This window comes from Devosia sp. ZB163, assembly GCF_028613635.1.
Taxonomy (GTDB): domain Bacteria; phylum Pseudomonadota; class Alphaproteobacteria; order Rhizobiales; family Devosiaceae; genus Devosia_A.
Map to the genome: position 1 here is coordinate 1,073,327 of NZ_JAQRMY010000001.1, position 19,164 is coordinate 1,092,490.

The 19,164-nt window shown below is 65.9% G+C and carries 18 protein-coding genes and 1 riboswitch; of the genes, 5 read left to right on the forward strand and 13 right to left on the reverse strand.

Going from position 1 to position 19,164, the window contains the following annotated elements:
• Window position 1: 1 nt before the first annotated feature.
• The 6 genes from cobO to PRN20_RS05540 form a co-directional block, all read right to left on the reverse strand.
• On the reverse strand, window positions 2-643 hold the full coding sequence (gene cobO, locus PRN20_RS05515; RefSeq protein ID WP_273956096.1) for a cob(I)yrinic acid a,c-diamide adenosyltransferase: 642 nt from the start codon (window positions 641-643) through the stop codon (window positions 2-4).
• Entirely contained in the window at window positions 640-4,344 is a 3,705-nt protein-coding gene (cobN, locus tag PRN20_RS05520; protein ID WP_273956099.1) for a cobaltochelatase subunit CobN, read from the reverse strand. The genes cobO and cobN overlap by 4 nt, the downstream gene beginning before the upstream one ends.
• Window positions 4,344-5,405: a cobalamin biosynthesis protein CobW gene (gene cobW, locus PRN20_RS05525; protein ID WP_273956102.1), complete on the reverse strand. Its 1,062-nt coding sequence runs from the start codon at window positions 5,403-5,405 to the stop codon at window positions 4,344-4,346. Before cobW ends, cobN begins: the two co-directional genes overlap by 1 nt.
• Entirely contained in the window at window positions 5,402-6,160 is a 759-nt protein-coding gene (locus PRN20_RS05530; protein WP_273956105.1) for a CbtA family protein, read from the reverse strand. Before PRN20_RS05530 ends, cobW begins: the two co-directional genes overlap by 4 nt.
• 18 nt (window positions 6,161-6,178) lie before the next feature.
• Window positions 6,179-6,364 carry a CbtB domain-containing protein gene (locus PRN20_RS05535; RefSeq protein WP_273956108.1) on the reverse strand — a complete coding sequence of 62 codons (186 nt, stop codon included), beginning with the start codon at window positions 6,362-6,364 and terminating at the stop codon, window positions 6,179-6,181.
• Between the two features lie 38 nt (window positions 6,365-6,402).
• Window positions 6,403-6,614: riboswitch (cobalamin riboswitch) on the reverse strand.
• Between the two features lie 20 nt (window positions 6,615-6,634).
• Window positions 6,635-7,231 (reverse strand): hypothetical protein, encoded by a 597-nt coding sequence (locus PRN20_RS05540; RefSeq protein ID WP_273956111.1) that lies wholly within the window; start codon window positions 7,229-7,231, stop codon window positions 6,635-6,637.
• Window positions 7,232-7,347: 116 nt separating this feature from the next.
• On the opposite strand from PRN20_RS05540, the gene PRN20_RS05545 reads away from it, so the two are divergent.
• Window positions 7,348-7,704 carry a DMT family protein gene (locus PRN20_RS05545; protein ID WP_273956113.1) on the forward strand — a complete coding sequence of 119 codons (357 nt, stop codon included), beginning with the start codon at window positions 7,348-7,350 and terminating at the stop codon, window positions 7,702-7,704.
• Window positions 7,705-7,720: 16 nt separating this feature from the next.
• Here the strand turns inward: PRN20_RS05545 and PRN20_RS05550 are convergent, their stop codons facing one another.
• Entirely contained in the window at window positions 7,721-8,668 is a 948-nt protein-coding gene (locus tag PRN20_RS05550) for a zinc ABC transporter substrate-binding protein (RefSeq protein WP_273956115.1), read from the reverse strand.
• 122 nt (window positions 8,669-8,790) lie between these two features.
• On the opposite strand from PRN20_RS05550, the gene PRN20_RS05555 reads away from it, so the two are divergent.
• The 3 genes from PRN20_RS05555 to PRN20_RS05565 are packed head-to-tail and all read left to right on the forward strand — an operon-like array spanning window position 8,791 to window position 10,851.
• A complete protein-coding gene (locus tag PRN20_RS05555; RefSeq protein ID WP_443112530.1) occupies window positions 8,791-9,612 on the forward strand; it encodes an ATP-binding cassette domain-containing protein in 822 nt (273 codons plus the stop codon).
• Window positions 9,605-10,411 carry a metal ABC transporter permease gene (locus PRN20_RS05560; RefSeq protein ID WP_273956781.1) on the forward strand — a complete coding sequence of 269 codons (807 nt, stop codon included), beginning with the start codon at window positions 9,605-9,607 and terminating at the stop codon, window positions 10,409-10,411. The genes PRN20_RS05555 and PRN20_RS05560 overlap by 8 nt, the downstream gene beginning before the upstream one ends.
• 2 nt (window positions 10,412-10,413) lie before the next feature.
• Window positions 10,414-10,851: a Fur family transcriptional regulator gene (locus tag PRN20_RS05565; protein WP_273956116.1), complete on the forward strand. Its 438-nt coding sequence runs from the start codon at window positions 10,414-10,416 to the stop codon at window positions 10,849-10,851.
• Between the two features lie 51 nt (window positions 10,852-10,902).
• On the opposite strand, the gene PRN20_RS05570 is transcribed toward PRN20_RS05565, so the two are convergent.
• From PRN20_RS05570 to PRN20_RS05595, 6 genes are all read right to left on the reverse strand, one after another.
• A complete protein-coding gene (locus PRN20_RS05570) occupies window positions 10,903-13,053 on the reverse strand; it encodes a putative bifunctional diguanylate cyclase/phosphodiesterase (RefSeq protein ID WP_273956119.1) in 2,151 nt (716 codons plus the stop codon).
• Between the two features lie 166 nt (window positions 13,054-13,219).
• Entirely contained in the window at window positions 13,220-14,056 is an 837-nt protein-coding gene (locus tag PRN20_RS05575) for a dipeptide ABC transporter ATP-binding protein (protein WP_273956122.1), read from the reverse strand.
• Complete coding sequence (locus PRN20_RS05580; RefSeq protein WP_273956123.1) at window positions 14,056-14,892, reverse strand: ABC transporter ATP-binding protein; 837 nt, start codon at window positions 14,890-14,892, stop codon at window positions 14,056-14,058. Before PRN20_RS05580 ends, PRN20_RS05575 begins: the two co-directional genes overlap by 1 nt.
• An 8-nt stretch (window positions 14,893-14,900) precedes the next feature.
• Complete coding sequence (locus tag PRN20_RS05585) at window positions 14,901-15,803, reverse strand: ABC transporter permease subunit (protein ID WP_273956125.1); 903 nt, start codon at window positions 15,801-15,803, stop codon at window positions 14,901-14,903.
• The gene (locus PRN20_RS05590) at window positions 15,803-16,810 is read right to left on the reverse strand and encodes an ABC transporter permease subunit (RefSeq protein ID WP_273956126.1); all 1,008 of its coding nucleotides are present in this window, start codon (window positions 16,808-16,810) and stop codon (window positions 15,803-15,805) included. Before PRN20_RS05590 ends, PRN20_RS05585 begins: the two co-directional genes overlap by 1 nt.
• A gap of 60 nt (window positions 16,811-16,870) precedes the next feature.
• Window positions 16,871-18,466: an ABC transporter substrate-binding protein gene (locus PRN20_RS05595; protein WP_273956127.1), complete on the reverse strand. Its 1,596-nt coding sequence runs from the start codon at window positions 18,464-18,466 to the stop codon at window positions 16,871-16,873.
• 290 nt (window positions 18,467-18,756) lie between these two features.
• Here PRN20_RS05595 and PRN20_RS05600 point away from each other — a divergent pair, with 290 nt between their 5' ends.
• Entirely contained in the window at window positions 18,757-19,146 is a 390-nt protein-coding gene (locus PRN20_RS05600) for a VOC family protein (protein ID WP_273956128.1), read from the forward strand.
• Window positions 19,147-19,164 lie beyond the last annotated feature (18 nt).

The following is a 19,164-nucleotide window of genomic DNA, read 5'->3' on the forward strand; positions in this document are numbered from 1 at the left end:
CCTAGAACTCGATCCCCGCCTGCGCCTTCACGCCTGCTCGGAACGGGTGCTTGATCTCGGTCATCTCGGTGACGAGGTCGGCCAACTCGATCAGTTCGTCCTTGGCGTTGCGCCCGGTGACGATCACATGCGTGTCGCGCGGCTTGTTCCTGAGCACCTCGAGCACTTCCTCGAGCGGCAGGTAGTCGTAGCGCAGCACGATGTTGAGTTCGTCGAGCAGAATCAGCTTGTAGCTCTCGTCGGCGATGAGCCGCTTGGCCTCCTCCCACGCCCCGCGCGCGGCCGCGAGGTCGCGCTGGCGGTCGGCGACGTCCCAGGTGAAGCCCTCACCCATGGCCTTGATCGTCACCTGCTCGGGGAACTTCTCGAGCACGTCGCGCTCGCCCGTCCCCCAGGCGCCTTTCACGAACTGCACCACGCCGACCTTGAAGCCATGCCCGATGGCGCGGAACACCATGCCGAAGGCCGCGGTCGATTTGCCTTTGCCCTTGCCCGTGTGGACGATCAGCAGGCCGCGCTCCTCGGTCTTGGTGGCGAGGATCTTGTTCCGCGCCTCCTTCTTCTTCCGCATCTTTTCGGCGTGATACGCGTCGCGTTCGGCCTCGCTCATGAGGTCGGTCTTCTTGGTCGGCTTGTCGGTCATCGGGTCACCTCGAGAAAGCCATAGGCCGAGTTGGATCGCGGCGTCCAGAAGCCGCGTCGGCGGGCCTCGTCAAACTTGGCGATGAGCTCGTCATAGCCGTAGCGGTTGTTCTGCTGGATGAAGGCTCGCGTCGCGTCGTCCTCGACGAAGGCCTCGAAGGCAAGATCGAAATGGTGCGTCTTCACCGCCCCGGTGGTGGCGGCGAAGGCGAACATGTAGTCGACCGTGGCGATGATCTCGAAGGCGCCCTTGTAGCCGTGGCGCTTCACCCCATCGATCCACTTGGGGTTCACGACGCGAGACCGCACCACGCGAGAGATTTCCTCCTCGAGTGTCCGCGCCAACGGACGCTCGGGCCGCGAGTGGTCGTTGTGGTAGGCGGCCGGCCGTCGCCCGGTCAGCGACTCGGCGGCCACCGCCAGTCCACCCTCGAACTGATAGTAGTCGTCGCTGTCGAGCAGGTCGTGCTCGCGATTGTCCTGATTGTGGACGACAGCATCGATATCGGTGAGTCTGGCAACGAACCTGTCGCGCTCCGGTGTTCCCGCCGCAAGCGCGCCATAGGCATATTGCCCCCAGTTGAGGAAGGCCTCGGCGAGGTCGCCCTTTGCCTCCCACGACCCCGAGTCCATCAGCCCCTGCAGCCCGGCGCCATAGGCGCCCGGTTTCGAGCCGAAGATGCGGTGGCCGGTCTTGATTGCTGCCTCGCGCTCAGACGCGCCGGATTTGATGATCTCGAGCGCATCGGTCCGCATCCGCGCCGCGATCGGATTGTCATCCTCGGGCTCGTCCAGCGCGCCGATCGCCCGGACGGCCTTGTCGAACAGCGCGATCTGCGCGGGGAACGCGTCGCGGAAGAAGCCGGAGATGCGTAGCGTGACGTCCACCCGCGCCCGCCCGAGTTTCGCCAGGGGGATGATCTCATAGCCCGAGACCCGCAGCGACGACGGGTCCCACACCGGTCGTGCTCCGATGAAGGCGAGCGCCTGGGCGATGTCGTCACCGCCCGTACGCATGTTCGCCGTGCCCCAGACCGAGAGCGCCAGCGACCTGAGCGGCACGCCGTGATCCTGGAAGTGCCGCACCAGCAGGTTCTCGGCCGACTTCCGCCCCAGTTCCCACGCCGTTGGTGTCGGCACGGCGCGGTTGTCCACCGAGTAGAAGTTCCGCCCGGTCGGCAGCACGTCCAGCCGCCCGCGCGACGGTGCGCCCGAAGGACCGGGCGCCACGAACTTGCCGTCGAGGCCGGCGAGGAGGGAGGCGATCTCGTTCGGTCCGGAGGCGGCGAGGCGCGGACGGATGGTTGTCTCGACGGTCCCGAGCACTGCCGCCGTGGCAAGCCATTCGGGATCGCACGCGCGGCCCTCAACAAGATCGGCGGCTAGGCTCTCGAGCCGCTCGACAATGTCGCCGACGGTCCGCTCCACTCCCCCCACAGAGGAGGGCAGGTGCGGCCCCGTCCACGGCGCGCCGAGATCCGCCGTCAGCGGGTCGAAGCCGAGCTTCAGGTCGTCCGCCAGCGCCCGGATCAGCGACGCATCGCCGGCACCTTCGCCGCGCGGCACCCGCGCCAGCGCAACGATCAGGTCGCGCTCCAGCCGGCCCGTGGGCGATTGCCCGAACACGTGCAGGCCATCGCGGATCTGGGCTTCCTTGAGGTCGCACAGGAAAGTGTCGATGCGCCTGAGGTTTTCCGTTTCGTCGGACACGAGCCCGATATCGCGGTCGAGCCGGGCATCGCGCGTGAAATCGAGGATACGCTTCCTCAGCCCCGCCAGGCGCCGGCGGTCCATGCCCGACGCCGCGTAGTACTCGTCGAGCAGTGCCTCGAGGTCCTTGAGCGGCCCATAGGTCTCAGCCCGCGTCAGCGGAGGCACCAGATGGTCGATGATCACCGCGCCCGTCCGGCGCTTGGCCTGCGTGCCTTCGCCGGGATCGTTGACGATGAACGGGTAGAGCTGCGGCAGCTCTGCCCACAGCGCCGCGGGATAGGATGCCGCATCGAGCGCCACCGCCTTGCCCGGCAGCCATTCGAGGTTGCCGTGCTTGCCGTTGTGGATCAGCGCATGGGCGCCGAACTCGTGCCGCAGCCACAAATAGGCGGCGAGGTAGCCATGCGGCGGCACGAGGTCGGGGTCGTGATAACTCGCCGTCTCGTCGAGGTGATATCCGCGCGACGGCTGCACCAGCACAGCTATGTTGCCTAGCCGAACCGCCGGAAGGTGGAAGCTCTCGCCCCGCACGAACGGGTCGGCCTCAGGCTCGCCCCAGCGAGCGCTGACCTCGGACCGGACCTTGGCCGGCAGCCGGGTGAAAAGTTCGCGATAGCGGCTGACACGGAATGGTATGCCATCGCCCCGCTCGGGGTGAGCATTTGTCGGGCCGGCCTGAAGCAGTTCGATGAGCTCGTTGCCCGTGGCCATCCCCTGTGTGGGGGCCGCATAGCCCGCCCCCTCCAGCGCCCGCAGGATCTCCACCGTGGACTGCGGCGCGTCATAGCCCACGCCGTTCGCCAGTCGGCCGTCGCGGATCGGGTAGTTCGCCAGCACGATGGCGACACGCCGCTCCCCGCGTGCCGTCTTTCGCAGGCGTACCCAGTTCCCGGCGAGGGTCACCGCGCGCCGGATGCCGTCATGGTCGGGTGCATAGGCCGAGAGCGGGCATTCGGTCCGGGCATGCCACACCGCATCCTGCTTGTGTCCGATGAGGATCATGCCGTGACGTCCGTCGAGCTCGGGCAGCACCACCTGCATGGCGAGGTCCTTGGCCGTCAGCCCCTGCACATCGCCCGCCCATTGCTGCTCCGGCCGCCCGCCCTGGATCAGCTGGATCACCGGCGCGTCGATCCCCGCGAAGGGGTTCTGCTTGTCGTCGAGCCCGTCGATCCCGAGCGCAAAGCCGGTGACATTCAGCACCACGCTTGGTGGATACTCGGCGAACACCGCCTGCACGAAGCGGATACAAGCCCCCTCCTTCAGCGTCGAAACGACGACCGGGACGGGGTTGAGCTGTTGGGTCTCCAGTTCCGCGACGAGTGCCTCGAGCGTCGCCGTCCCCGCGCCTTCAAGCGCGGCGCGGTAGAAGAGGATGGGCACATTCGGATGCGGCAAGGGTGGGATCTCGTCCACCATGCCACGGGCAGGATTCCATAGGCCGAACCGGGGGAAGGGCTTGACCACCAGCCCATCGAGCTCTCCCCCCCGAGGGGAGGACGAAGGTGCGCCGGCCAATGCCCGAAATGCCGCCAGCAGCCCATCGGCATTCTCAGGCCCACCGGCCGTGAACAGCGCGTGGAGCCGCTGCCAATCCTCGGGCGCCACGGTGGAGCGCTGCATGAGGATCGGGTCCGGGTTCGCGTCCCCCGGCAACAGCACCAGTTTGGTCGCGCCGCCCATCGCAAGCGCGGAAAGCTCGTCGACCCCATACTGCCAGTAGGCCGGTCCGCCGAGGAGGCGAACCACGACCAGCCGGGCATGGCGCACGGTCTGGTCCAGCCACATGTCGACCGAAAGGTTGTGCGAAAGCCGCAGCAGGTTCGCGAGCCTGAGGTCACTCGCCCCGGCCCGATCGGCCGCCGCCGCCAGCATCATCAGCTCGCTATCGGCAGCCGAAGCAAAGACGATGTCGGCGGGCGACTGGGCGAGGTCGATCGCCTCGCCTTCCTGCTGCAGGGCACCGGCCTGTGCGGCAAGAAGGTGCATCAGGCCGCGGCGGCCGCCGCCCTCTCGAGGCTCGTGCTGATTGCCGCCCGGTCGAGCGGACTCTCGCCGATCACCACGAGCGCGGTCTGGCGCACCTCGCCCGGTTTCCACGGCCGGTCGAAATAGGCGGTGACCCGCGGTCCCACGGCCTGGATGGCCAGCCGGGCGGGAGCGCCGGGCAGGGCGGCAAAGCCCTTGAGCCGCAACACGTCATGAGCGCGGATCGTCTGCTCGATGGTCTGGAGCAGTTGATCCTTGCTGGTGACGCCATCGAGAGTGACCGAGAACGAGTCGAAGTCGTCGTGCTCGTGTCCCTCGCCGCCATGCTCGAGCTCGTGGTGGCTCTCGCGGCCCGCTAGGTTGTCCTCGGTCGAGAGCCCCATGCCGAGAAGCGCAGCGACGTCCACATGGCCGTTATGGGCGCGGACGATGCCGGTGCCAGGCCGCATCTCGGCCCTCAGGTGCTTCTCGATGGTGTCGAGCTTGTCGCCCGCAACGAGATCCGACTTGTTGAGGATCACCATGTCGGCGGCGATCAGTTGGTCCTCGAACAATTCGCCAAGCGGCGTTTCGTGGTCGAGCATGGCATCGGCCGAGCGTAGCGCGTCCACGGCGGCCTCGTCATTGGCGAACCGGCCCTCGCTCAGCGCCGCAGCGTCGGCGACGGTGACGACGCCATCGATCGTCACTTCCGACTTGATCTCGGGCCAGTTGAAGGCCCGGATCAGTGGCTGCGGCAGGGCGAGGCCCGACGTTTCGATCACGATGTGGTCCGGCCGGTCCTCGCGGGCAAGGAGTTGCTGCATGGTGGGGATGAACTCGTCGGCCACGGTGCAGCAGATGCAGCCGTTCGAAAGCTCGATCATATCCTCCTCGCGGCAGGTCTCGTCGCCACATCCGGCGAGGATCTCCTTGTCCACCCCGAGCTCGCCGAACTCGTTGATGATCAGCGCAATCCGCTTGCCCTTGGCATGCGCGAGCACGTGGCGGACCAGCGTGGTCTTCCCCGCGCCGAGGAACCCGGTGATGACGGTGACGGGGATTTTCGAACCAGCGGTCATGCGTGTGCTCCCTTGAGGGCAAAGGCTTCGGACTTGGCGAACCGCTCGTTGAGCCAGCCGAGCAGCGGCCCGGCGATCAGCCAGAACAGGGCGCCTGTTGCCAGCGCGTTTGCGGCATAGGCGGTGGCAAGGTGCGCCGGCACGCCACTCGGCTCGTGCGGGGCAGGGGGCGCGCCGATCACATGCGGCGCCGCGATCAGCACCACGGCAATCGCAAGGCCGGTCCAGTTCCTGAGCCTGGCGATCGCCAGTATCCCGGCCCCTGTGGCGATCGCCGTGCCGATCCACCAGGCCTGCCGGGCCACGAGATCCGCCGCCGGCATTCCCGGCAGTTCGGGCGGCAGGCCCACCGCTGGCGCGAGCTGCAGCGCGATGAAGCCGCCCAACCCCCAGATCAGTCCATTCCGCGTCGTGATCTCGATCCCCGAAAGGACGGAGACGGCGGCAAGGAGGAACGCGAAGCCGATCGCGCCCAGCACGTTGGCGAGCACGGTGTAGACAACCCGCTCGGTGCCATCCTGGGGCGCCCAGGCTTCCTCGTCGTGATGATGGTCGTCGGCCGGAGCCGCTGCTTCGGTCGTTGCGGCCGCCGTGCCCGCGTCATGGCTATGCTCGGCCGCGGGGGCCGCGTTCTCGTATGTCTCGGCTTCGAGGATCAGCGGAGCGACACGCCATTGCTGGACGGCGCTCATGGCCAAGCCGGCTGCGAGCCCAGAAAGGACCGCAGCGAAGAAAATTCGCTGGAAGAGTTTCATCGATGTCTCGCGGGGTGCTTAGTGGCAGGGGAAGCCAAGCGCATGGCGCGTGTCGTGCGCGCCATTGTGGATGGCCATGTCGCTGGCAAAGCCCACCCCGCCCACGAGGACGAGGCCGAGGAACAGCGCCAGCACACCTGCGGTGAGCCGCTGCGAGATCGAGAGAGAGGCAATAGTGGTCGACGTTTGCGTCGCGGTCGTCATGAGTGGACACCCTCCGTGTGCACGTTGATCTGGGCTCTTCGCCCGGTTGCACGCTGGCAGGTCTCCTGGCTCACGGGTCTTCGTGTTCCTCCACCTTCCCGGCATTCGCCAGTGGTGATCGGAGGGGCACTCGCCGCTTACAGTTGCGGGGGCAGCCACGGATTTGGTCCCTGATGGGTACGCCTCACCGTGTTCCCTTTTGATCCGCTTGCCCGAACGGGGTCGCGGAACCAACGTGGGGCTATCGTTACGCCGTCCGATGGGGTGCGGTCAATCTTCCACCACGTTGGGATCGGCGTATCCGATGGTGATCGTCTCGATCCGCGCGCCCACCTTCTCGAGCAGCGGCTCGGTCGACGAGATCTGCTGGTCGCCGGAAATGGCATCGACATTGAGCTCGGCCGGATAGTCCGCCGTCCCGAACCGGACCGTCACCTCGCAGCCGCCGTCGAGCGCGGCGAGCTTGCCGCCTTCGAAGATCGCCGTGCCGCCATAGTCCCAGAAAAAGCCGTACATCTGGAAGGGGCCGCCATTCAGCGCCTCCACCTCCTTCACCGTCATCCCGGTCCTGAGCCCGCCCGGCGTCAGCTCCCCCGCCGGCACGGTGAAATAGGCTGTCTGCTCGTTCTTCTGCTCGTCCCACCAGCCGAACTCCATGGTCCTCGCCGGATCGTTCGGGAACACCGTTGTCGCAAGCACCGTCGAGCCTTCCGGGCCGGGGACCTCGCCGGTCAGAACATTCTCCTTGCCGAAGGTCTCGATCAACCGGGCTTCCGAGCTGTCGGCGCCGAAGGGCCCCTCGCACTTGATCTCTCCGCCGAGAGCCGGCGTGACGAGAAGCAACGGGAGCAGTGCGAGCGCGCGCATGGCGACACCTCCTTCGTGTCCGCACATCTTGGCGGATTTTCGTGAGTCTGGGCAGGGCTTGCGGCGGAAGCGGGGCGGGAGGATCAATATCGCACCCCGATTCTCCGGTGCTACCGATGTCCTTTACCTTTCAGACGGTCATGCCGATCGTCCTGCTCGTTGCGTCCAACGTCTTCATGACCGTGGCCTGGTACGGCCACCTAAAGTTCCCGCACGCTGCCATGTGGGTGGCTGTGATGGTGAGCTGGGGCATCGCCCTCTTCGAGTACTGGCTGGCCGTCCCCGCCAACCGTATCGGCTATGGCACCTATTCGGCCGCCGAACTGAAGACGATCCAGGAGGTCATCAGCCTCACCGTCTTCGTCGGCTTCGCCGTGTTCGTCCTCGGCGAGAAGCTCACCTGGAACCACGCCGTCGGCTTCGTCCTCATCTTCGCCGGCGCCTTCTTCATCTTCCGCGGGCCGTTGCGGTAACGCCCGCGGCCGCGTCCTATCGGGCGAGGCAGTCCTTGAGGTTGGCCGCGAGGTTGCCGATCAGCTGGCGGTAAAGGCCGACGCCTTCGTCCAGCGTTGCCCCCTCGGGGTCGAGCACGCCCTGCCTTGCGCCGGTTCCTTCGATCAGGACCTCGACGATGCGGGGATCGAACTGCGGCTCGGCGAAGACGCAGGCGGCATCAAGTGTCTTGAGTTTGTCGCGGATCGCATTGATCCGGTCGGCGCCAGGCGCCACCTCGGGGCTCACCGTCACTGTGCCTGCCACGTTCAGCCCGAACCGGTTTTCGAAATACTGGTACGCGTCGTGGAACACGACGAAAGGCCGGTCCTTGACTGGCGCAAGGCTCGCCCCGGTCTCGGCAATCAGCGCGTCGAGATCGGCTGTTTCGGTGGCGGCATTGGCGCGGTAAGTCTCGGCATGCTCGGGGTCGGCTGCCGCTAGCTTGTCGGCGATCACCGCCACCATCGCCTTGGCATTGGCCGGGTCGAGAAAGAAATGCATGTCCGCGCCGTCCTCGTCCGCGTGCTCATGACCGTGATCGTGGCGGTCCTCGCTCTTGTCCCCCTCGTGCGCATGCTCCTCGAAGGTCCCGCCTTCGCGCGGCGCCAGCAGTTCGATCCCGGGCGACCTGCTGAGTTCGACCACCTCGGCCTTGGGCGCGAGGGTCCCGATCGAGTCCGCCAGGAACAGCTCGAGCCCGTGTCCCGTCCAGAACACCAGGTCCGCGCCCTGCAGCGCCTGCGCATCGGACGGCTTGAGCGTATAGCTATGGGGCGAGCTCGCACCCTTGACGATCAGCGCCGGGCTTCCGAGATCCCCCATCACCGCCGCCACCAGCGAGTGGATCGGCTTTACCGTCGCGACGACGCTGGGCACTTCGGCCAGCGCTGCGGTCGACAGGGCCAGTGCGGTGGCCAGCGTTGCGAGAAATCTCTTGTGCATCGAACAGGCCCTCATCCGTGAATAGCAGCCGCAAGCGGTGAAATGTTATGACATAACGCTATCGACGTGTTACGCTATAACGTAATGGTAGAACGTCAGCAAGAGACGGAATCGCGAATTTCATGGATGCACGTTTGAGCGAACAAGTGCTGGTCGATGTGGCCGGCGCTGGCGTGCGGCGCGATGGGCGCTGGCTCGTCGAGGGCGTCGATCTGTCGATCCGCCGTGGCGAGATCGTCACCATGATCGGCCCCAACGGCTCGGGCAAGTCGACGACCGCCAAGCTCGTCACCGGCGTGCTGAAGCCCTCCGTCGGCTCGGTCACCCGCAAGTCCGGCCTGCGCATCGGCTACGTGCCGCAAAAGCTCGCCATCGACTGGACCATGCCTCTCACCGTCCAGCGCCTGATGTCGCTTACCGGCCAGTACGGCAAGGATGAAATTGCCACCGCGCTGGCCGCTACCGGTGTTGCCCACCTCGCCCAGGCTGAGGTCCAGCATCTGTCGGGCGGCGAGTTCCAGCGTGCGCTGCTGGCCCGCGCCATGATCCGGAAACCCGACCTGCTTGTCCTCGACGAGCCGGTGCAGGGCGTCGATTTCTCGGGCGAAGTCGCGCTCTATGATCTCATCGGCAAAATCCGCGACGAGACGCGTTGCGGCATCCTGCTGATCAGCCACGACCTGCACGTCGTCATGGCCGCGACCGACACGGTCATCTGCCTCAATGGCCACGTCTGCTGCCGCGGCACGCCGGAATCGGTGGCGCGCAGTCCCGAGTACCTGAGCCTCTTCGGCGCCCGCGCCGCCAATGCGCTGGCCGTCTACCAGCATCATCACGACCATACGCACCTGCCCGATGGCCGCGTGCTCGAGTCCGACGGCCGCATCGTCGAGGCCCACGAGCACGTGCACGAGCCCGAGGGGCATGATCACCGCCATGTTTGACGACTTCTTCACCCGCGCCCTCGTCGCCGGCATCGGCCTTGCCTTCGTCGCCGGGCCGCTCGGCTGCTTCATCGTGTGGCGTCGCATGTCCTACTTCGGCGACACCATGGCCCACTCGGCCCTGCTCGGCGTGGCGCTGAGCCTTGTTCTCGACATCAACGTCACGCTCGGCGTCTTCATCATCGCCGCGGCGGTGGCCGGCGCGCTCCTGCTGCTTCAGCGTCGCAACACGCTTTCCACCGACGCGCTGCTCGGCATTCTCAGCCACTCCGCCCTCGCCATCGGCCTCGTCGTTGCCTTCCTCAGCGGCATTCGCGTCGACCTGATGGGCTTCCTGTTCGGCGACATCCTCGCCGTCTCTGTCATCGACATCGTCGTCATCTATCTCGGTGGTGCAGTCATCCTGGGCGTCCTCCTGGCCATGTGGCGGCCGCTGCTCGCCGCCACGGTGAATGCCGAGCTGGCCGAGGCCGAAGGTATGCGCCCCGATGTCACCCGCGTCGTCTTCATGCTGCTGCTCGCCTCGGTCATCGCCATCGCCATGAAGATCGTCGGCGTGCTGCTGATCACCGCACTGCTCATCATTCCTGCCGCCACGGCCCGCCGTATCAGCGTCACGCCCGAGCAGATGGCGATCGCCTCGGCCTTCGCCGGCGCTCTCGCCGTCACCGGTGGGCTCTTCGGCTCGCTGCGCTTCGATACCCCGAGCGGCCCCTCCATCGTGGTCGCCGCGCTTGCGCTGTTCCTCATCTCCGTCGCCCTGCCGGCGCGGCTCTGGCGCAAGAAGCAGGAGGTCTGACCATGGCCCACAGCCACGACGACCACCATCACGAACGACCGCGCGACCTGACTCGCAACCAGGATCTCGTGCTGCAGACCCTCAACCATGCCGAAGGCCCGCTCTCGGCCTACGACATCCTCGACAAGCTGCGCGAGGATGGCCTGCGCGCGCCGCTGCAGGTCTATCGCGCGTTGGACAAGCTCGTGGAGCAGGGCCTCGCCCACCGGCTTGAATCGCTTAGCGCCTTCGTCTGCTGCGCCGATGCCGGCTGCCACGACGGGGCCCGCACCGCCGCTTTCGCCATCTGCTCCGGCTGCGGCCGCGTCGACGAGTTCGCCGATCCCGAAGTGGTGGAGCGCCTTGCGGCCTGGGCGCAGGAGAAGGGCTTCGGCCTCGAGCGCACCACCATCGAGCTGCGCGGCCGCTGCGCCAGGTGCCTCGGTTCTTCTACCCCCTAGGGGCATGGGTGACCACCGAACCGTCCCATTTCGAGGATGGGAGCAGGACCGCTAGCTTGCGGCTTTCAGTGGCTCCTGCTCGCCGATCAGGCGCATCAACTGCGCCAGCTTTAGCGGCCGTGCGAAGAGGTATCCCTGGAACTCGCGGCACCCCAGCCGCGACAGAAGTGCCGCCTCCTCGCGTCGCTCGACGCCTTCGGCAGTCACTGCCAGCCCCATGGCATAGGCGTAGATCATAGTGGATTCGACCAGCGCCGCCTGTACCGGGTCGCTGTCGATATCGGCCACCAGCGAACGGTCGAGCTTTACGCGATCGAAGCTGAACTGCTTGAGATAGCCGATCGACGAATAGCCCGTGCCGAAATCGTCCAGCGCAATCAGCACGCCCGCCTGCCGCAACTGCTCGATGAGCTTGATGGCGCGGTCGGGATGGGCGACGAGGAAGGACTCCGTCACTTCGAGTTGCAGCCGGGCCGGGTCCACGCCCCACTCGTCGAGCGCGGTGAATACCGTCTGCGGCAGGGTCGGGTTCCGCAACTGCGCGGTCGAGACGTTCACCGAGATCTTGAGGTTGCCCAGCGGCCCGATCTCCTCGATCGCCCGGCGCAACGCGAACATGCCGAGGTCGTCGATGAGGCCCGAGGCCTCCGCCGCAGGGATGAACTCGCCTGGTCCCATCGGTCCCGCGGCGCGGCGGTTCCAGCGCATCAGCGCCTCGACACCGATCACCCCCTGGGTCCGGAAGTCGATGATCGGCTGATAGTCGAGATCGAACTCGCCCGCGTCCAGTCCACGGCGGATGTCGGCCTGCAGTTCGATGCGCCGGCGCCGTTCGTCCTCGATCCTGGGATCATAGACCACCAGGTGGTTGCCGCCGGTTTCGCGCGCCCGGGCGCATGCCGTCTCGGCCATGCGAACAATGTCACTAACGTTGTCACGTGTAGCCGTCGCCGATACGAAGCCAACGCTCAGTCCGCGGATCTTGAGCTTCAGCGCGCCCACCGGCACCGGGTCCGCAGCTGTCGCGATGATGCGTTCGGCGAGGTTCGAGACCACCTCGCGCGCGTCCTCCCCGGAACGTTCGATCGAGAACTCCGACGGCGCCGTACGCGCCAGTGTCACCGTGCCATCGGCCAGTGCTTCGATGCGCGCGGCCAGCGCTGTCAGCAGCTGGTTCGAGGTCTCCCGGCCATAGAGCCCGGTCACGTCGAGCACGCCGTCGACGTCGATTTGTGCCACGGCCACCGGCAGTTCCGGCCGCTTCTTGGTGATCTGCCGGGAGATGTGCTCGACGAGGCCGAAGCGGTTCCTGAGCCCGGTGATCTCGTCGTAGCGCGCATTGTACCAGTCGCGTTCGTCGGCGACGGCGCGCTGCTGGATCGAGCGGCGGAACAGTGCGAGCACCACGAAGACGAGTGCGCCGATGACCAGCATCACCAGCACCGCGACGGTGATGGTATGGGCGAATGCCGGGTCGCCCGGACGGCGCGGCGGCCAGTCGATAATGGCGATCTCGGCGCCGGTGGCATCGGTCAGCGCCATCCAGTCGTGTCCGGGCTGCGGCGCACTCACCAGCCGGGGCAGGGGGAGTTCGAACCGTGCCGCGACCCCACGCAGCATGGCGTCGTCCAGTTGCTTGGCGAGCCACAGGATGCGCCGGTGCTCGCGCGGAATGCTCGCCTGGCCCGAACTGCCGTGGACCACTGCGCCTGCCAGCGCCGCGGCGCCCCGATCGTTGCGCGACAGATGCGCGACGGTCGCATCGTCGCCCACGGTCGCGATGCCGCTCTCGAGCTCGCGCAGCAGGCTCGGGACGCCCGAGAAGGCATTCGCCAGGGTGCCTGTTACCGGTCCGCGGTTGGTCTCGCCGAAGATGATGTTGCCGTCGACGTCCGTCAGGATTGCCGTGTCGAAGGTGTCCGAGATCCGCGCCGTCGAGCCCCAGGTGGAGTCGTGCCAGGCCGGGTTCGGCTCGACATAGGTGTTGATATAGGCCTCGGTCCACGTGGCCTCGTCGGCCGCGCTCTCGCCAAGCCCCACCACGAGCGACTCGACGGCTGCGGCGATGGCCTTCTTGCCGCGGTCGGAATCGATGGCGTTCATCTCGGAGCTCATCAGGTGCATGGCGACGAACACCAGCGCACAAACGCCGACATAGACCGCGAACGCAGGGAGCGCGATCCAGAGCGTGAAGTTGAGCAATGCCGATTTCGGGCGGGCGTGCCTCTTCGTGCCGCGGGCGCTAGCGGCCGGTGCCAGAGGTTTTGCGGCAGCTTTCGGCAATAGGAAACACCGGCAGGTGAGGCATGCCGGGAACCCTAAAGTTCCTCGCTTAACAGCGGCTTAAGCCGGTTGCGCCGCGGCCGCGTCAGGCGGTCGCAAGCGCCGCCTTCCTGGCCAGCCTCGCCTTGATGCTCTCGACGTCGGCGCGCGGCGTCGCGGCGAACAGCGCCTTGGTGTAGGGGTGCTCGGGATTGGCGAACACCTTGTCGCGCGTTCCCTGTTCCACCGCCTCGCCCAGGTACATCACCAGCACCTCGTCGGCGATGTACTTCACCACGCTCAGGTCGTGACTGATGAACACGTAGGTGAGTCCGAACTCGTCCTGCAGGTCCGCCAGCAGGTTGAGGATCTGCGCCTGCACCGACAGGTCGAGCGCCGAAACCGGCTCGTCCAGCACCAGTAGCGAGGGCTGGAGGATGATCGCGCGGGCAATGGCGATGCGCTGGCGTTGTCCACCCGAGAACATGTGCGGATAGCGGTTGAAGTGTTCGGGCTGGAGGCCAACCTTGGTCAGCATGTCGAGCGCCTTGTCGCGCCGCTCGGCCGCCGGCATCGACGTATTGAGGAGCAGGGGCTCCATCAGCACGTCGCCGATCTTCTGGCGCGGGTTCAGCGAACCATAGGGGTTCTGGAACACCATCTGCACTTTGCGGCGCATGGCCGGCGTCACGCCGGACTTGGCGATGTCGACGACCTGGCCGTCGATCTTGAGCTCGCCTGCCGTCTGCCTGTCGATCAGCGTCAGGATGCGCGCCAGCGTCGACTTGCCCGAGCCAGACTCGCCGACGATCGCCAGTGTCTTGCCCTGCTCGAGCTTGAAGCTTACGCCCTTGACCGCGTGCACGGTGCGACCGCCCCCGAACAGGGTGCCGCCAATGTGGTAGTCACGCACGATATTGTTGGCTTCGAGAACCGTTGCCATCAGTTGGCCTCCTCGAAGCTGAAGCCCGAGATGGTCGGCAGCCTGTCTCCCGTCGCGTTCTCGGGCAGGGCCGCGAGCAGCGCGCGCGTATAGGCGCTCTTGGGGGCGGTGAAGAGCTCGAGCACGCCCGCCTCTTCCATCTTCTTGCCCTTGTACTGCACCACCACGCGGTCGGCCGTCTCCGCCACCACGCCGATATTGTGGGTGATCATGATCAGCGCCATGCCGTGTTCGGCCTGGAGCCGCATCAGCAGGTCGAGGATCTGCTTCTGGATGGTCACGTCGAGCGCTGTGGTCGGCTCGTCCGCGATCAGCAGCTTGGGGTTGCAGGCGATCGCCATGGCGATCATCACGCGCTGGTTCTGTCCGCCCGACATCTGGTGCGGATAGGCATTGAGCCGCTCGGCCGGGTTGGGAATGCCCACCTGCTCGAGCAGTTCGACCGCCCGCGCGCGGCGTTTCGCCTTGTCCATTCCGAGGTGGAAGCGCAGCACTTCCTCGATCTGGAAGCCCACCGTGAAGCACGGGTTGAGGCTGGTCATCGGCTCCTGGAAGATCATGGCGATGTCCTTGCCGATGATCTTGCGCTTGTCTGCCGGCGGCATGGCGAGGAGGTCTTTGCCGTCGAAGGTCATCTTGTCGGCGCTGACCGTAGCGGTGGGGGGCAGGAGGCCCATGACGGCGAGCATGGCCACCGATTTGCCCGAGCCGCTCTCGCCCACGATGGCGAGCACCTCGCGCGCATCGACATGGAGGTCGATGCCCTTGACCGCGTGGAACACGCCGACCGAGGTATCGAACGAGACGGTGAGGTTCTTGACTTCGAGTAGGGGCATGTTCGGCCTCAGCTGCGCTTGAGCTTGGGGTCGAGCGCGTCGCGCAGACCGTCGCCGATGAGGTTGATGGCGAGCACCGTGATGAGGATGGCGAGGCCAGGCATGGTGACGATCCACCAGGCCGAGGTGATGAACTCGCGCGCCCGCGCCAGCATCGTGCCCCATTCCGGCGTCGGCGGCTGCGCACCCATGCCGAGGAAGCCGAGCGCCGCTGCCTCGAGGATGGCGTTCGAGAAGCTCAGCGTTGCCTGGACGATCAGCGGCCCAAGGCAGTTGGGGAGGATCGTGATGAACATCAGCCGCAGGTGCCCGGCACCCGCCACCTTGGCCGAGGTCACATACTCCCGGCTCTTCTCGCTCAGCACGGCAGCGCGCGTCAGCCGCGCGAAGTGCGGCTGCAGCACCAGCGCGATCGCCAGCATGGCGTTGAACAGGCCCGGCCCGAGGATCGCGACGAGCACGAGGGCGAGCAGCAGCGAGGGGAAGGCGAGGATGATGTCCATCACCCGCATGATCAGCGCATCGACCCAGCCGCGGTAGTAGCCCGCGAGCAGCCCGAGGGTCACGCCGACCACGAGCGCGCCGGTGACAACGATGAAGCCGATCATCAGCGAGTAGCGCGAGCCGTAGATCAGGCGCGAAAGGATGTCGCGGCCAACCTCATCGGTGCCGAGCAAGAACTGCGGCTGCGTGCCGCCCGCCCAGGGCGGCGCCATGCGGATGAACTCGCGGAACTGCTGGTCGGGCGGGAACGGTGCCAGCAGGGGCGCAAAGATCGCCACGAGGATCAGCAGTACGAACACGACGAGCCCGAGGACTGCGCCCTTGTTCATCGAGAAGTAGTACCAGAACTCGCGCAGGCCGCTGAACCGGCCGGTCGAAGTCGAGGAAGTGGTGGTTTCTGCGGCCATCACTGCACCCTGATGCGCGGGTTGATGACAGCGTAGAGGATGTCGACGATGAGATTCACCGCCATGACGATCAACGCGATGAGCAGCAGGCCCGACTGCACCGAGACGTAGTCGCGCTTCGATATCGAGTCGATCATCCACTTGCCGATGCCCGGCCAGGAGAAGATCGTCTCGGTCAGGATGGCGCCCGCCATCAGGAGGCCGATCTGGAGGCCGATCGTGGTCACCACCGGGATCAGCGCGTTGCGGAAGGCGTGGACGCCGACGACGCGGTTGGGCTCGAGTCCCTTGGCACGGGCGGTGCGCACATAGTCTTCGCCCAGCACTTCGAGCATGGCCGAGCGCGTTTGTCGCGCGATCACGGCGAGCGGGATGGTCCCGAGGACGACAGCCGGCAGGATCAGGTGCCTGAGCGCCGAGATGAACGCGTCTGGTTTGCCTGCGATCAGGCTGTCGATCAGCATGAAGCCGGTCACGCGCGGGAAGAAGAAGCTCAGCGATATTCGGCCCGAGACCGGGGTCCAGCCGAGATAGCCGGAAAAGAAGATGATGAGGAGCAGGCCCCACCAGAAGATCGGCATCGAATAGCCGGTGAGCGCCACGCCCATGGTGATCTGGTCGAACCACGAGCCGCGCTTGATGGCGGCAAAGATGCCTGCGGGGATGCCCAGCGCGACGGCGATCAGCATGGCGAAGAGCGCCAGCTCGACGGTCGCGGGGAACAGGGTGAGGAACTCGTCGATGACCGGGCGCTTGGTGGCGAGCGAAACGCCGAAATTGCCCTGCAGGATGCCGGCCACGTAGTTGAAGTACTGCTGCCAGATCGGAAGGTTGAAGCCGAACTGCTCCTTCAGGATCTCGTAGCGTTCAGGGGTGACGCCATGCTGGCCGGCCATCGCGAGGATGGGGTCGCCGGGGAGCAGGCGGATGAAAGCAAACGACGCAATCGTGATGCCGATGATGGTCGGCACGATCAGGGCGAGTTTCTGGAGGATGAAGCGGAGCATTACTTATGATGTGCCAAAGGGCGGCGCTGGTCAAAGCGCCGCCCTTCAGTTTTGCTTGTCTTATTCGGTGACGTCGACGTTGTCGAAGCGGTGAATGCCGAGCGGGTCCATGGTGTAGCCCACCACGCGCTTGCTCATCGGCATGAAGACCTTGGAGTGCGCCATGGTCAGGGCCGGCTCTTCGGCTTTGAAGATTTCCTGGGCCTTGGTGTAGAGCGCAGTACGCTCAGCCGGGTCGGAGACCTTCTTGGCGTCCTGGATGGCCTTCTCGAAGTCCTCGTTGCACCAGCTCGAGTAGTTGGAAACGCCGATGGCCGAGCAGGAGAACAGGGTCGCGAAGAAGTTGTCCGGATCGCCGTTGTCGCCGGTCCAGCCGATCTGGAACGCACCCGGGCGGTCCTTGGCCTTGCCGCGCTCGCGGTACTCGGTCCACTCGTAGGTCACGATATTGGCGGTGACCCCGACTGCAGCCCAGTCGGCCTGGATCATTTCGGCCGCGCGCTGTGCGTTCGGGTTGTACGGACGCGAGACGGGCATGGCCCACAGGTCGAGCGTCAGGCCCGAGACACCGGCTTCCTCGAGGAGCTTCTTGGCGCCTTCCGGATCGAACGGCGTGTCGACGATCTTGTCGTCATACGACCACATGGTCGGCGGGATCAGGTTCTTGGCCGGCTGGCCTGCACCCTGGTAGACCGCATCGACCAGCGCCTGCTTGTTGATGGCCATCGAGAGCGCCTTGCGGACGTTCACGTTGTCCATCGGAGCAACAGTCGTGTTGTACGACATGTAGCCGATGTTGAGGCCTTCCTGCTCCAGGACGGTCAGGTTCGTGTCGGCCTTGAGGCCCTCGATGTCAGCCGGGGCCGGGTACGACATGATATCGCACTCGCCCGCCTTCAGCTTCTGCGCACGCACGGCCGGGTCGGTCGTGATGGCGAAGATCAGGTCGTCGAGGGCCACCTTGCCGCGCCAGTAGTCGGCGAACGCGGCGTAACGGATCACGGCGTCGGTCTGGTAGTCGACGAAGGTGAACGCGCCGGTACCGACCGGCTTGTTGGCGAAGTCGGCGAGGTTGCCGGAAGCGGCGAGCTGGTCGGCATATTCCTTCGAGACGATCGAAGCGAAGTCCATGCCGAGGTTGGCCAGCATCGGAGCGTTGGGCTCGTTCAGCGTGATCTTGACGGTCAGGTCATCGATCTTCTCGACCGACTTGAGGAACTTGGGCATGTCCATGCCCTGGAAGTAGTCCCAGGAAAGACCCTCGAGGTACTGGTACCACGGGTTGTCCTGCTTCCACTGGCGCTCGAACGAGAAGATCACGTCGTCGGCGTTCAGGTCGCGGGTGGGGGTGAAGTACGAGGTGGTGTGGAACTTCACACCGGGACGCAGCTTGAAGGTGTACTCGAGCCCGTCGGCCGAGATTTCCCAGCTCTCGGCGAGGCCCGGAACGACGGCGGTGCCGCCATGCTCGAACTCGACAAGGCGGTCATAGATGGTGCGCGACGAGGCGTCGAAGTCGTTGCCGCCGGTCGTCGGACCGGGATCGAAGTGCGCCGGCGAGGCTTCCGAGCAGAACACGAGCTGCTTGGCGTAGGCACTGCCGCCCATCACCGCGACAAGCGCGGTGGCAGCGAGCAGGGTGCGCATCAATTTCATGATGTTTTGTCTCCCGAATAGCATTGCGCCCCGGCATTCTTCGGCAAGGTATCTCGCCTGCAGGCCGGAGCTTGGGGGGCAACAAAGCGCTTTTTCCAAGGCCGCGCAATGGGAAGTTGACCAATTGGTCAATCTTGCTGTCCTTGCGAAACCACTTTCTCCACATGAACCGTATTGGAGAAAAACGCCGCTCGTGCACGAAACGTCGCAGGTAAATCGGTTGCCGAACCCATTCCAGCCGAGCGGTCTCTGTCGATACCATCACAGCCGTCCCAGCGAGATTCTTTCCGATGCCCCAGTCCATCGCCACCATCGCCCTCATCGTCGCCGATTATGACGAAGCCATTGCTTTCTATCGCGACCGGCTCGGCTTCTCCGTTCTGGCAGATACCCCACTCGGTGGTGGCAAGCGCTGGGTCCTCGTCGCCCCGGCCGGCGGCGGCGCGCGGCTTCTTCTGGCCCAGGCCGACGGTGAGGCTCAGCTGGCGCGGGTCGGGGACCAGACCGGCGGCCGGGTCGGCTTCTTCCTCGAAACCGACGACTTCGCCCGCGACCACGCCGCCTACGCCGCGCGCGGCGTCAACTTCCTCGAGCCGCCCCGTCACGAGCCCTACGGCTCTGTCGCTGTCTTCGAGGACCTTTACGGCAACAGGTGGGACCTGATCGAACCCAGGGGCTGAGCTACGCCGAACCACGCC